The organism is Pseudoxanthomonas sp. PXM02, from assembly GCF_014851805.1.
Lineage (GTDB): Bacteria > Pseudomonadota > Gammaproteobacteria > Xanthomonadales > Xanthomonadaceae > Pseudoxanthomonas_A.
On sequence record NZ_JACVAK010000004.1, the window covers coordinates 108,640 to 122,208 of the forward strand.

The window sequence follows — 13,569 nt, forward strand, 5'->3', positions numbered from 1 at the left end:
AGTGTAGGGCCTGTCGTGGCTGGGCAAGGATGGCGTTCGCGGCTAAAGTCGCGGGGTACAGGGGATCACGCATGGAAAGCGCCAACCAGCACGCCAATCCGTATGCCGCACCCGCGCCCATCGCCGAGATTCCGGCCGGCACGGCGCCGCTGGTGCCGGGCAGCCGTGCGGTGCGGCTGGGCGCGGTGATCGTGGACAACCTGATGATCACGATCCTGCTGTTGCCGGCCTATCTGCTTCTGCTGGAAGACCTGTCCCGGTGGACGGAGGTGCTGGTGCCCGCGGCCTGGATCGGGACGCCGCTGGGCATCGCGCTGGTCATCCTCAATATCGTCCTGCTGGTGCGCGACGGACAAACGCTTGCGAAACGCTGGTTCGGCCTGCGCGTGGTCCGCCCCGACGGCACGCGGTGCGGCGCCGCCCGACTGCTGGGCCTGCGCTATGTCATTCCGATGATCATCAGCGCCATTCCCTGCATCGGGCATCTGTTCTCGTTGATCGATCCCCTGATGATCTTCAGCGAGGATCGCCGCTGCCTGCACGACCGGATGGCCGACACGATCGTGGTGCAGGCCTGATGCTGGATACCTACCGCGAAGTGGTCACGCCCGAAGGCGTCGGCCTGCACCTGCCGGCCGCCGGACCGGTGCCGCGCGCGTTGGCATGGGGCATCGACCTGGCGATCCGCCTCGGCATCGTCATGGTCATGGCGATATTCCTCACCCTACTGGGGAAAGTGGGCGAGGGCCTGCACCTGATCGTGATGTTCCTGCTGTTCTGGGCTTATCCGATCGTGCTGGAATCGGTCTGGCGCGGACAGACGCCCGGCAAGAAGGCGCTGGGGTTGCGCGTGGTGGCGGCCGATGGCGCGCCGGTAGGCTGGCTGGCGGCGATCACGCGCAATCTGCTGCGGACCGTCGACATGCTGCCCTTCGGCTACGCGACCGGGCTGGTCGCCTGCCTGGCCGATCCTTACGCACGCCGGCTCGGCGACATGGTGGCCGGCACGCTGGTCGTGCATGTCGAACGCGAGCCCAGCCATGTGCCCGCGCCGGTCAACACGGTATTCGTGCCCCCGGCGCAACTGCTGCCGGAAGAACAGGGCGCGATCGTCGCGTTCGGCGAGCGCGCGCCGCAGCTGACGGCCTCGCGCCAGGAGGAACTGGCCAATCTCGCCCAGCCGATCACCGCCGCCCAGGGGCAGGCGGGCGTGCAGCGGCTGTACGGCATGGCCAACTGGCTGTTGGGGCGTCGATGAGGCAGGAACAGTTCGTCGCCCGCCACCAGGCGGAATGGCTCGCCTTCGAATCGTGGCTGCATGCGCGCGGCGACAACGCGCGGCGCGCCCGTCGCGAGCGCAACGCCGGCGAGCTGACCGACGAGGACGTGCCGGCGCGCTACCGGCGCATCTGCCAGCATCTCGCGCTGGCGCGCCGCCGCGGTTACAGCCCGATGGTGGTGGATCGCCTGCAGGCGCTGATGCAGGGCGGGCATGGTGTGCTGTACCGCACGCCGCCGCCGCGCTGGCAGCGTGCGGTGCGCTTCCTGCTGGCGGAGTTCCCGCGGCTGGTACGCAGCGAGGCCGGCTGCATGTGGGTGGCGGCGGCGGTGTTCGTGTTCCCGCTGGTGCTGATGTTCGTGCTGCTGCAGTTCCGGCCGGAGCTGGTGTACAGCATCGCGTCGCCCGAGCAGGTGGCGATGTACGAACGCATGTACGACCCCAGCGACCCGAGTCATGCGCTCGGCCGCGAGAGCGGCAGCGACTGGCAGATGTTCGGCCTCTACATCTGGAACAACATCAGCATCGGCCTGAAGACCTTTGCCGGGGGACTGGTGGCAGGCATCGGTGCGCTGGTCGTGCTGATCGTCAACGGCATCGGCATCGGCACCGTGTTCGGCCATCTGCAGCAGATCGGTTACGGCGATCCGCTGTGGCGTTTCGTGTGCGGGCACGCGCCGTTCGAACTGACGGCCATCGTGCTGGCGGGCGGCGCCGGACTTCGCCTCGGCCTGAGCCTGGTGGCTCCGGGACAGCGAAGCCGAATAGATGCGTTGGCCGTCGCCGGCGTGAAGGGCGCAAAGCTGTGCCTGGGCGTGGCCTTCATGCTGCTGGTGGCGGCGTTCATCGAAGCCTTCTGGTCGTCGACGCAGTCGATTCCGGCCGCGGTGAAGTACAGCGTGTCCGGCGTGCTGTGGACGCTGGTGGCGGTGTGGCTGGGCGTCGCCGGACGCGGGGTGGCCGATGAGGATTGAACAGCTCACCGTCCGCCTGCGTGCGCGCTCGGACTGGGAGGCCATCGAGCTCGGCATGGCGCTGGTGCGCCGGCATGCCGGCGCCATCTGGAAGCCGTGGCTGTGGCTGACGCTGCCGGTGTTCGCGCTGCTGAACCTGGGCGCCTGGTGGATCGACCAGTTCTGGCTGGCCGCGCTGGTGATGTGGTGGCTGAAGCCGGCGTTCGACCGCATCCCGCTGTACGTCATGTCGCGCGCGGTGTTCGGCAGCGTGCCGGGCACGCGCGAAACCCTGCGTGCGCAGCTGGGATGGGGTTTGCGCACGCTGCCGCACCTGCTCACCTGGCGCCGCCTCAGTCCGGTGCGCTCGCTGTATATGCCGATCGACCTGCTGGAAGGCGTGCAGGGCGAGCGCCTGCGCCAGCGTCGCCGCGTGCTGGGCGGTCAGGCCTACGGCACGGCAATTCTGCTGACCTGGATCTGCCTGCTGTTCCAGGGTGCCCTGGTGCTGGGCGGCGTCCTGGCCGTGGTGATGTACCTGCCGCAGGACCTGCTGCCGGACAGCATGCAGGCGGCATTCCGGATAGTGGCCATCGAATGGCCGGTCTGGCTGGAGCTGGCGTGGAACGTGCTGGTCTGGGCCGCGATCAGCGTGGTCGAACCGTTCTACGTCGGCGCCGGCTTCGGCCTGTACCTCAACCGGCGCACGCAGATCGAGGCCTGGGATCTGGAGATCGTGTTCCGCAAGCTGCGCGCGCGACTGGCCGCGGCCGCACCGCTCGTGCTGGTCGTCGCAGTGGGCATGAGCATGAGCGGCGTCGCGGATGCGCAGGAGCGTCACGGTGCGCCGCCGGTCGCGTCGGCGCCCACCGCGGAGGACGCGGAAGAGGACGAAGGGAAGCCGACGCCGCCGACCCTGCCGATCGTGTTCGGCGACCAGCGCGTCGACGATCGTGCCTTCCGCAAGGCCGCTGACGAGGCCTATCGCGATCCGTTGCTCGGCCGCGAGCACGTGCAGTCCGGTTGGGAGCGCCGCAACCCTGCCGATAAGAAGCCCGAGCAGGCACGGAATCCCGACAGCGCCCTGCTCGGTGGCATCGGCGCAGTGTTGGCGTTCATCGGTGAATGGGGCTTGTGGATCGTGGTCGGCGTGCTGGTGCTGGCCCTGCTGGTCACCGTGCGCTACTGGTGGCCGTGGATGCGCGGTATCGCCCGGCCTGCGGCGTTTGCGCCGGAAGCCCCGCAGACCGATGCCCTGGTGTTGCCGGAGGCGCTGCCCGACGACATCGGCACCGCGGCGCGCGCCCTGTGGCGCGACGGTCGTCCGCGCCATGCGCTGGCGCTGCTCTACCGGGCAAGCGTGGACAGCATGAGCCAGCGCGCCGACATCGTGCTGCCGCCGGGTGCGACCGAAGCCGAATGCCTGCGCGCGTCGCGACGCATGCCGCAGGCGGAGGATCGCCAGGTCTTCGCGCGCATCGTGCGCATCTGGCAGTACGCGGCTTACGGCGAACGGCTGCCTGGCGACGACGAGTTCGATGCGCTGGTCGGCGAGCTGCAGCAGCGTTACGGGTGGGCCGCATGACCGCCGCGCGCCGCAATGGTCGCGTGGTGGGCGCGGGCGTGCTCCTCCTGCTGGTGGTGCTGGCGCTGCTCGGCGCGTGGTTCCGGCACACGTTCCATCGCGTCGACAAGACGCTGCATCTGCCGCCCTCCGGCGAGGCCGCGTACAACCCGTTGTACGCGCTGGCGAAAACACTGGAAGCCGACGGCGTGAAGGTCAACGCGCGCCAGCGGCTGATGCTGGACGACAACGCACTCGGACGCAGCGACACGCTGCTGCTGTTCAACGATCCACGCGCGCTGTCGCCGCCGGAGGCCGAGCGGCTGCTTGCCTGGGTGGAGGACGGTGGCCATCTGCTGATCCGGACGCCGCTGTACTCGCCGGGCGAAGACACCGCGGGGGAGGATGCACCGCAATCGGTGATGCTGGACCTGCTGTCGGCATGGCTGGTGGACGAGACGCCGTCATGCGAGGACTTCCAGGTGGAAGGCGAGGATCATCACGTGGAGTTCTGCCGCGGCCGCCGCTTCGCCTTCGACCAGGTGGTGCCCGAACTGGCGTGGGGCGACCTGCAGGGCGGCTACGTCTATGCCCGCCTCGCCGTGGGGAAGGGTCACGTCGACGTGCTGGCCGATTTCGATTTCCTCGCCAATACGGGCGCGCGCGGCTTCATGCAGGAAGCGCTGGACGCGCCGCCGAACGGTGGCCTGCGCGATGGCCCGCACCGCGCGCTCGCGCGGCAGGTGCTGGCCCCCAACTATCGCCAGGGCACCATGCACCTGGTCTATGCGGCCGAGATGCCGTCGCTGTGGCGCACGCTGTACCTGCACGGCTGGATGGTGTGGGCGCCGCTGCTGCTCGCGCTCGCGGCCTGGCTGTGGATGCGCATGCAGCGGTTCGGCCCGGCGTTGCCGTCGCCCGCCGGCGAGCGCCGTTCGTTGCTCGAGCATGTGCGCGCCAGCGGCGAGCATCTCTATCGTTATGGCCGCGGCGTCATGCTGTATGCCGCCGTGCGGCAGGCCTTCCTCGCGCGCCTGCGCCGCCGCGATCCGGTCGCCGCCGCACTCACCGGCGAGCCGCAGATCGTTGCCATCGCCGAGCGCACCGGCCAGCCCGCCGAGCGCATCCGCACCGCCCTCAATGTTCCTGCCTCGCACGACCGGCAGGCATTCCGTGACCGCATCTCCCTGCTGATCCAACTGAGAAACCGCCTATGAACGACGAGACCGCCGCCGCGCCGCCCGCGCTTCCGCCGACGCCCGGCAACGCGCTGTCCCAGCGCGTCGAGGCCGTGCGCGAGGAAGTGTCCAAGGCCTTCATTGGCCAGCCCGACGTGCTGGACCAGATCCTGATCGCACTGCTGGCCGGCGGCCACGTACTCATCGAGGGCGTGCCCGGCCTCGGCAAGACGCTGCTGGTCCGCGCGCTGGCGCAGGCGCTGGAGCTGAGCTACGCGCGCGTGCAGTTCACGTCCGACCTGATGCCCAGCGATGTCAGCGGCCACGCGGTGTACGACCCGAAGACCGAGAGTTTCCAGATCCGACGCGGTCCGGTGTTCACCAATATCCTGCTGGCCGACGAAATCAACCGCGCACCCGCGAAGACGCAGTCGGCCCTGCTGGAAGTGATGCAGGAAGGCCAGGTGACCATCGAAGGCAAATCGTTCGAGCTGTCGCCGCCCTTCATCGCGCTGGCCACGCAGAACCCGGTGGAACAGGAAGGCACGTACCCGCTGCCGGAAGCACAGCTCGACCGCTTCCTGCTGAAAGTGCTGATCGACTACCCCGCGCTGGACGACGAGAAGCGCATGGTCGACGCGATCACCACCGGCCGCACCGCCGCCGACTTCGATCTGTCGCAGGTCAAGCGCGTCGTGGGCGCCGCCGATATCGCGGCCATGCAGCGCGAGACCGCGGCCGTGCGCGTGGATCCGGAAGTGATCGACTACGCGGTGCGCATCGTCGCCGCCACCCGCAAGTGGCCGGGCATCGCGCTGGGCGCGGGTCCGCGCGGCAGCATCGCACTGGTGCGCGCGGCACGCGCGCAGGCGGTGCTGCAGGGGCGCGATTTCGTCACGCCGGACGACGTGCGCGACATCGCCCGCCCGGCGCTCCGCCATCGCATCACCCTCGCCCCCGAACTGCAGATCGAAGGGCAGTCGCCGGACGATGCGTTGCGTGCGCTGCTGGCGAAAGTAGACGCGCCGCGTAAATGAGGCCTGCGCCGCTGCTCGTCGCGCTGATGGCAGGCTGGGGGCTGGCCGGCCTGGCCGTGCCGTTCCTCGGCTGGCCGCTGTGGCAATGGCAGCTGGTCGGCGCCACGGTGCTGGTGATCGCGGGGCTGGATGCCTGGAGGCTGCGCACCCGACCCACGCCGGAGATCGTGCGCGAAGTGCCTGAGGCGCTGCCGCTGGGCATCGACCGCGACGTCGCACTGCTGTTCGAGTCGCGGGTGCGGCAGCGGCTGGAGGTGTTCGACCTGCATCCGGGCGCCTGGCCGTCGACCGGCCTGCCGCGTCAGCTGACGCTGGCGCCGATGTCGGCGACCCGCATCACCTATCGCCTGCGTCCCGCGGCGCGCGGCGATGCGCATTTCGATGGCGTGCAGCTGCGCCTGCGCTCGCCGCTGGCGCTGTGGCGGCAGTTGCGCGTCACCGGTGCGCCGCAGCGGGTGCGCGTGTACCCCAACTTCGCGCCGCTGACGCGCTTTGCACTGTTCAGTGCCGAACAGGCCTCGCGGCTTGTCGGCGCACACCTGAAGCGGCGACGTGGCGAAGGCACCGACTTCCACCAGATGCGCGAGTACCGCGTCGGCGACAGCCTGCGCCAGGTCGACTGGAAGGCCACGGCGCGCTCGCGCAAGCTGATCTCGCGCGAGTACCAGGACGAGAAGAACCAGCAGCTGGTGATGCTGATCGACACCGGTCGCCGGATGATGGCGCGCGAGGACGAACTGGGCCATTTCGACCACGTGCTCAATGCGTCGCTGGTGGTGTCGTACCTGGCGCTGCGGCAGGGCGATGGCGTGGGCCTGTTCGCCGCCGGCGGCGACAGCCGCTGGGTCGCGCCGCAACGCGGCATGGCCGCGATCGACACGCTGCTGCGCGCCAGTTACGACCTGCAGCCACGCCCGGTGGCCACCGACTACCTGGCCGCCGCCACTGAGCTGAGCCTGCGCCAGCGCCGCCGCGCGCTGGTGATGCTGGTCACCAACGTTCGCGACGAGGACATCGACGACCTGCTCGCTGCGGTACGCCTGCTGCAGAAGCGGCACCTGGTGTGCGTGGCCAGCCTGCGCGAGACCTCGCTGGACGATGCGCTGGACAACGACGTGCATGACCTGCAGGGCGCGATCCATGCCGGCGCCGTCGCGCGCTATCTGGAGCAGCGCACGGCGGCGCACGACGCGTTGCGCAGCCATCGGGTCATGGTGCTGGACGTCACCAGCGACGAACTGCCGGGCGCGCTGGTGGAGCGCTACCTGGCGGTCAAGCGCGACGGCGTGCTGTAGTCGCGCGCATGCGCACGCTCGCCACGCCCCTGCTCGCGCTCTGCCTGGCCACCGGGTTCGCGCACGCGGCGGAGGTCGAACGCATCCGCCTGCAGTCGACGGAGATGGTCGTCGAGATCACGCCCGCACTGGGTGGCCGTCTGCTGCATGCCGGGCGCATAGGTCGCCCCAACCTGATCAAGATCGGCGAGCCGGTCGTGTCGCAACCCGCGCCGGCGGTGTCGCCGGAGGCCGATGACATCGGCTATCTCGGCCACGACGTGTGGCTGGGGCCGCAGAGCGGCTGGTGGTCCGACCAGGACGTGAACTCCTCGCGTCGCGCCGCGAAGGCGGTCTGGCCGCCGGATCCGTACCTCGCATTCGCGACCACACATGTGGTCGCGCGCTCGCCCGAGCGACTGGTGCTGGAGGGCGTCGACAGCCCGGTCACCGGCGTGCGATTGCTCAAATCGTTCGCGTTCGACCCCGCAGATCCATCCACCCTTGTCGTGACGGCGATCGCGCGCAACATCCGCGAACGTCCTCTGTCGCGTGACCTGTGGTTCAACACACGGACGTCGGCCGCCACGCGCGTCTACGTGCCGGTCGCCGATGCGCGCGACGTGCGCGTTGAGGCAGCCGAAGAAACCGCACCGGCCTGGCGGATCGAGGGTGGCGTGTTCTCGCTCCTGCCCGCGCCACCCGACGCGGCGTTGCGTCGTGGCAAGGTGTTCCTGCAGCCTTCGGCGGGCTGGATGGCGGGCTTCGCCGATGGACAGGCGTTCGTGATCCGCTTCGAGCACCAGCCGCGTTCGGCGATCCATCCCGAACAGGGCCAGGTCGAGCTCTATCTCGACCACGCACTCGATCTGCAGGCCGGTCTGCTGGAAATGGAAGTGCATGCGCCCTTCCGCACGCTCGAGCCCGGTGAGGCGATGCAGGCGCAGGAGCGTTGGACGGTGCGGCCTTACGACGGACCGGAGACGCAGGAGGCGCAGGTCGCATTCCTGTGCGAACAGCTGGATCTCTGCGTCGACGCGCACTGAGCGAGGCACTGCCTCAGCGCGACGCGTCGATGCCTTTGCCGGTCGCCGTCCACCAGAGTCCGCCGTACAGGTGCGCAAGGTAGCGCGGTTCGTCGTACAGCGCAGGGGTATGTCCGAGCGACGTGACGAACACGCGGCCTCCGTCGTAGACGTGGTACCACGCGACCGGGTGCTCCTTGCCCATGCCGTGGGCGGTCTGGCCCGGCCAGATCCGGGTCGGGTCGTAGCTGCCCTCGTCCACGCTGAGCACGGTGCGCAGACCACGCGTGACCGGTGCGTTGAACTCGTACCACTCGTCCGTCCACACCCAGCGCGATGGCAGGCCGAACGTGGCAGGGAAGGCGGGGTCTTCCACATGCACGGTGGCCGTCTGCACCATCGGATGGATGCGGAAGGTGCGGCCGATCAGCCGTTCGAACCAGGGCCAGTCGCCCGGCGGATTGAAGATCAGTGCGCGGTGCACGGCCATCACGCCGCCGCCACTACGCACATAGGCTTCCAGCTTTCCGCGCTGCTCGCCTTTCAGTTCGTCGCCGGGCGTGTTGAGCAGCACGATCGCGGCGTAGGGCGACAGGTCGCCGTCGAAGGGCGTGCTGTTCCATGACCAGGTCAGGTCGAACCCATGCACCTGCGCCATGCGTTCGAACTGCGGCTTGGCCACCACGGCGTAGTCGTGGTGGTAGCGGTTGGGAATGGCGACCACCAGCACCTTGAACTGGCCCTGCGCGAACGCGGGCAGGGCAGGGGCAGGGAGGCAGAGCAGGACCAGCAGCAGGAAGCGTTTCATGGCGCGATGCTAGCCCGGCGGGTCCTCGCCGGGTGTCGCCGCGCTATTCCGTTTTCAGCGCCGTGTATGCGGATATCGCCTAGGCCGCGCGCGCCGCCTGCATCGCCTTGCAGGCGCCCCAGGCCAGCATGACCAGGCCGGCCGCGGAGATGACGCCCAGCAGCATGCCGAAGGCGCTGAACAAACCCATCATCCCGCTCAGCGAGGCATAGCCGTCGGTGGCGCTGTTGATCACCCATGCCTGCCAAACGCTCGTCACGCCACGCAGCAGCGTGGTCAGCAGCATCAGCGCGATGCCGGCCAGCGCCAGTTTGCGTCCCGGCACCGGGGGTGCCCACATCGCCAGCATCGCGGCGCTTGCCACGCAAGCGAGCAGTTCGGGCAGCTGATAGCCGAGCATGGTCAGCATCTGGGTGAAAAATCCGTCCATGAATCACTCCGCGTCGATGGATGTCCACTTTATCGCAAAGCCATCAAGACCTTCAGCGCGGCGTCACTCGCCTGTCAGCAGGGCTTGTCGGCGGATGCGACGCTCTTCATCCGGCGTAAGCCGATGGATGTCCGAAGGCGAGGGTGCGAGCATCGTCAGCGTCGAGGTCGCCGGTTCGTAACGGGCCACGTACTGCCGCATGCCGATGTGCAGGGCACCCGTGCGTTCGTCCCATGCCGACGAGGTGGGGCCGAAGAAGCTCCAAGGTGCTGGTGTCAGGAGGAAATGTAGATTGGACGCCGCATCGACGCGCACCAGAGCCTCGTACAGCGTGATCAGCAGGTCGTCGTTGTCGGTGACGGCCACGGCGCAGGGTGCGCCAGGCAGGGTCATGACTGCTTGCGCTCGCCACTGGCCCTGGAAGTTGTCGAGCGCCACAAGCGTGCCGTCCGACGACCCCAGATGGGCGAGGCCCTCGATAGCGTGCCATTGGCCCTTCCATGGGAAGAAGGCCACGATGTGATCGGAAGAGATCTGGTAGCGCGACGCGCCGTCGACGCTGTACCAGTAGAGCGTCGCGCCGAACTCGCCCATGTTGAACGCCACCAGCCAGCCATCGTCGACGCGCTGGGCGAGGATCCCGTCATCGTGCTTTCCGGGAGAGGGCAGGAACGATGGCCTGGCGGCAGCCGAGGAGGAGCACGACTCTCGGGTGGCGATGGTGACGCCGTCGCGGCGGGACACATGCCAAGTGATCGGCGAGTAGTTGCCCGCGTATTCCCAGACAAGACGATCAGCGCGCTGGGTTTCGGCGGGAATCGGCATCTCGACCCAATCGCTCAGCGGTGCGTCGTCGGTCCGCTCGTCGCCCGCCCACGCGGCGAACGAGAGTAGGACCAGCCATGCACAGGTGAGACAACGCAGCAAGGACGCGTCCTCAATCCGCCGTCACCAGCACTTTGTCCTTGCCGCGCAACGCCGCATAGACCGCATCGGTTTCCGGTCGCACGCCGTGCCAGCGTTCGAAGGCTTCCGCTGCCTGCTCGACCAGCATGCCCAGCCCGTCCACCGCGTCGTGGCAGCCGGCGGCGCGCGCCCAGGCAAGGAAGGGAATCGCAGCTTCGCCATAGTTGAGGTCCACCGCCAGCGTGCGCGGCGTGGCGAGGCCGAACGGCAGGGTGAACTCGCCCTGGTCCTGGCGCGCGGCCGACGTGGCGTTGACGATCAGCGAAAAGTCGCCGAGGTTGCGCAGGTCGTCCCAGTAGCGCGAGTGCGCGCGGTCGGGTTCGCCCAGCGCGTCGGCCAGCGCGTCCGCACGTTCCGCGGTGCGGTTGACGATGATCAGTTCGCTGATGCCCGCATCCAGCAGCGCGGGGGCGACGCCGCGCGCGGCCCCACCGGCGCCGAGCAGCAGTGCACGGCGGGCGCGCAGGTCCAGGCCATGCCGGTCGGTGAGATCGCGCACCAGCCCAACGCCATCGGTGTTGTCGCCATGCCACTGGCCGTCGTTGCGGATCAGCGTGTTGACCGCACCGGCGCGCCGGGCGCGATCGCTGGTATGCGCGCAGATCGCGAAAGCAGCCTCCTTCAGCGGCAGGGTGACGTTCGCGCCTGATCCCCCTTCGCCGACAAAGCGGTCGAGCGTGGCGACGAAGTCGTGCGCCGCGGTGTCGATGGCCGTGTACTCGAGCGGGATGCCCACCTGCTGCGCGAAGGCTGCATGAATGCGCGGCGACAGCGAGTGGGCGACGGGGTGGCCGAAGACGGCGTAGCGATGGCTGGACATGGAGTGCTAGATCCCGTCGTTGGATGGAGGGCGCGGGGAAACACGTGCAGCCCCCGCTTGTGCAGGCAGTCTACTCTGCGTCGCTACGGCTGCGCAGCCACGCGCCTGGTCCGGATGTTCGAGGGCTCCGCTGACGCCGATCATGGGCTAACGCACCTAGCAACCTCTCCGTGTTTGGCGACAACGTATCGCAGGCTTCGTGCGAGAGATACTGTTCACGGGAGTGTGCACTACACCTAAGCGAACGGCCGCCTCATCAAGATCCGTCAGCCTCCCTGATTGGCAGATGGTTCAGTAGCCTGGTCTATGAATGCCCTGAAGCCCGGGCGTGGATCCCCGCTGGCAGGAAATGCATCGGAGAGACGTGAGTCCCGCCACAACGCTTCTTCAAGTGTCATTGCACGCAAGCGCTGTTCGTCTGCAAGCTGTCCTTGAACCAAAGCGTTCTGCGCAAATCCGGCTTGGTCGCCTGCTCTGGCCTGAAGCCGGTAATAGGCGCTTGCCATAACCGGGTCGCGAAACCCATCAACGGTCAGAAAAATGTCCCCGGCTGTTTTAATGGCATAGACCGATCCAGAACTTGCACTTTTATTGAGAAGCCTAAGAACGTCCACCTTGCTCGCACCCTCTGTAGATGCTCGGTAGGCGTAGATGGCGGTCGCTGCTTGGTTCCCCATGTCCGCCAGAGCCTTGAGTTCCGTCATCGGGATGCTTCTTAGGTGTGCCTCAACGGCAGGGCCGGGAAAGCCGTTCTGCTCTAGCCAGGCCGCATCCTCCGCGCTTGAGGCGATGCCAGGATTTGAGGCGTCCCACTTGTATCCGGACTCCGAAGCCTTGATGCCACCCCGATGGGGTGCGCCAGCGGAAGGCGGTATATGAATTTGCCCGCCAACCCGGCTATCAACTTCACCGTAGCCTGTGTTCCCAGAGCCCTCCAGCGTTCCTTCTCCATTGGAGGATGTCTTGTGGCGGACCGGGTCACGCAAGCAGGTGAAGCCCGCCACCATCACCAACAGAATCACCGCGACAGCCAGTACTCGGTTCCTGTTCGTTTTCATTTGGGACTCCTTATCCCACTCTACTAGGGATTGGTTGTGAGGATGCGTGGGCCTGGGAAGCCGTTGGCGACACGGAGTGGGTCGGGTCGGTGCGCGACGGTGCAAGATCATCTTCAGTTGTCGCGGAGGCAAGGTGTCCCATCCAGCGCAACGTGGGTCAACAGGCGTCCGCTTGACAGGCTGTGCACCGCGCTGCAATGTGCCGCCGCCGGAGGGGGTGTGCCAGGGAGCATGGCGACAGGCAGGCGGACTGGGGAGTCCGACTGCCTTCCAACGAACTCTGCCACTGCGAGGAATGCGCGTCGACCGGAAACGGAGCGGCGGCAGGCCGACGCACGCACATCCGTCGGCATCGTCAGCCGCACGACACCGATCCGCCCCGCCGATACCGCGAGGACGCGGGGAATCCACCACTATCGAAAGGGGAAACACGATGAAGCCGTTGTTCCGTTACCTGCCGCTCGCACTCGCGGCCTTTGCCCTGCACGCGCAGGCGCAGTCCGTCTCGCCGGCGTACGAAGCGTTCCGCAACAAGGAAGCGCCGCAGCCTGCGCCCACCCAGGCCGCGACACCGACGACGCAGCCGGCCGCACCCGCACCCGCGGCAGCGCCGGCATACGCCGCACCGGCGCCTTACGTCGCGCCTGCCCCGGCGCGTGAAGCCGAAGAAAACGGCGGCTTCTTCGTCGGCCTGCAGGCTGGCCAGGGCTGGATCTATGAAGACGTCGAACAGGACACCGTGGCGGTCAGCGCCGGTTACCGCTGGCAGGCGGGCCCGTGGGCGCAGGTCGGCGTGGAACTGTCGGGTGGTCGGCTGGACAGCACGAACTACCGTGGCTATGACGTGTCGAAGGCCACCTACAAGGCCGTCGGTGCGAATGCCCGCATGAACTTCGGCGACAGCCCGTGGTTCGCCACGGTGCGCGGCGGCTACTTCGATGCCGAACAGGAGTACTCCGATAGCACCTTCTCCACGGACGGCGGCTACGCCGGCCTGGCCATCGGCGTGGACATCAATCGCCACTTCAACGTCAGCCTGGGCTACACCGCGTTCGTCTACGCGGACGAGTATGCGGATGAGGACTGCGATGACTACGACTACGACTGCGATTTCAACCGTGCCGACACGGTGATGCTAGGCATCGAAGCCCGCTTCTGAGGCAGCAACGGAAACGGG

Annotated in this window: 14 protein-coding genes; 9 read left to right on the forward strand and 5 right to left on the reverse strand. The window is 68.0% G+C overall.

Annotated features, from left to right (window positions below; genetic code table 11):
* Positions 1-71 precede the first annotated feature (71 nt).
* From IB225_RS17595 to IB225_RS17630, 8 genes are read left to right on the forward strand one after another with little or no spacing between them, the layout of a single operon-like run.
* Positions 72-578: an RDD family protein gene (locus tag IB225_RS17595; RefSeq protein WP_192313241.1), complete on the forward strand. Its 507-nt coding sequence runs from the start codon at positions 72-74 to the stop codon at positions 576-578.
* The gene (locus IB225_RS17600; protein WP_192313246.1) at positions 578-1,258 is read left to right on the forward strand and encodes an RDD family protein; all 681 of its coding nucleotides are present in this window, start codon (positions 578-580) and stop codon (positions 1,256-1,258) included. Before IB225_RS17595 ends, IB225_RS17600 begins: the two co-directional genes overlap by 1 nt.
* Positions 1,255-2,253, forward strand: coding sequence for a stage II sporulation protein M (locus IB225_RS17605; protein ID WP_192313249.1), 999 nt, complete (start codon positions 1,255-1,257; stop codon positions 2,251-2,253). The genes IB225_RS17600 and IB225_RS17605 overlap by 4 nt, the downstream gene beginning before the upstream one ends.
* Positions 2,243-3,817, forward strand: coding sequence for a DUF4129 domain-containing protein (locus IB225_RS17610; protein WP_192313251.1), 1,575 nt, complete (start codon positions 2,243-2,245; stop codon positions 3,815-3,817). Before IB225_RS17605 ends, IB225_RS17610 begins: the two co-directional genes overlap by 11 nt.
* Positions 3,814-5,013, forward strand: coding sequence for a DUF4350 domain-containing protein (locus IB225_RS17615; RefSeq protein ID WP_192313254.1), 1,200 nt, complete (start codon positions 3,814-3,816; stop codon positions 5,011-5,013). Before IB225_RS17610 ends, IB225_RS17615 begins: the two co-directional genes overlap by 4 nt.
* Positions 5,010-6,011: a MoxR family ATPase gene (locus IB225_RS17620; RefSeq protein ID WP_192313257.1), complete on the forward strand. Its 1,002-nt coding sequence runs from the start codon at positions 5,010-5,012 to the stop codon at positions 6,009-6,011. The genes IB225_RS17615 and IB225_RS17620 overlap by 4 nt, the downstream gene beginning before the upstream one ends.
* Positions 6,008-7,306: a DUF58 domain-containing protein gene (locus IB225_RS17625; protein ID WP_192313260.1), complete on the forward strand. Its 1,299-nt coding sequence runs from the start codon at positions 6,008-6,010 to the stop codon at positions 7,304-7,306. The genes IB225_RS17620 and IB225_RS17625 overlap by 4 nt, the downstream gene beginning before the upstream one ends.
* An 8-nt stretch (positions 7,307-7,314) precedes the next feature.
* Complete coding sequence (locus tag IB225_RS17630) at positions 7,315-8,331, forward strand: DUF4380 domain-containing protein (RefSeq protein WP_192313263.1); 1,017 nt, start codon at positions 7,315-7,317, stop codon at positions 8,329-8,331.
* A 13-nt stretch (positions 8,332-8,344) separates the two neighbouring features.
* On the opposite strand, the gene IB225_RS17635 is transcribed toward IB225_RS17630, so the two are convergent.
* The 5 genes from IB225_RS17635 to IB225_RS17655 all read right to left on the reverse strand — a co-directional run bounded on the left by IB225_RS17635 (position 8,345) and on the right by IB225_RS17655 (position 12,392).
* Positions 8,345-9,118: a ThuA domain-containing protein gene (locus IB225_RS17635; protein WP_192313266.1), complete on the reverse strand. Its 774-nt coding sequence runs from the start codon at positions 9,116-9,118 to the stop codon at positions 8,345-8,347.
* Positions 9,119-9,197: 79 nt separating this feature from the next.
* Positions 9,198-9,548: a hypothetical protein gene (locus IB225_RS17640; protein ID WP_192313269.1), complete on the reverse strand. Its 351-nt coding sequence runs from the start codon at positions 9,546-9,548 to the stop codon at positions 9,198-9,200.
* 63 nt (positions 9,549-9,611) lie between these two features.
* Entirely contained in the window at positions 9,612-10,475 is an 864-nt protein-coding gene (locus IB225_RS17645) for a hypothetical protein (RefSeq protein WP_192313272.1), read from the reverse strand.
* A 10-nt stretch (positions 10,476-10,485) separates the two neighbouring features.
* A complete protein-coding gene (aroE, locus tag IB225_RS17650) occupies positions 10,486-11,334 on the reverse strand; it encodes a shikimate dehydrogenase (RefSeq protein WP_192313275.1) in 849 nt (282 codons plus the stop codon).
* A gap of 266 nt (positions 11,335-11,600) precedes the next feature.
* Positions 11,601-12,392 (reverse strand): hypothetical protein, encoded by a 792-nt coding sequence (locus IB225_RS17655; protein WP_192313278.1) that lies wholly within the window; start codon positions 12,390-12,392, stop codon positions 11,601-11,603.
* Between the two features lie 433 nt (positions 12,393-12,825).
* On the opposite strand from IB225_RS17655, the gene IB225_RS17660 reads away from it, so the two are divergent.
* On the forward strand, positions 12,826-13,551 hold the full coding sequence (locus tag IB225_RS17660) for an outer membrane beta-barrel protein (RefSeq protein WP_192313281.1): 726 nt from the start codon (positions 12,826-12,828) through the stop codon (positions 13,549-13,551).
* Positions 13,552-13,569: the final 18 nt, after the last annotated feature.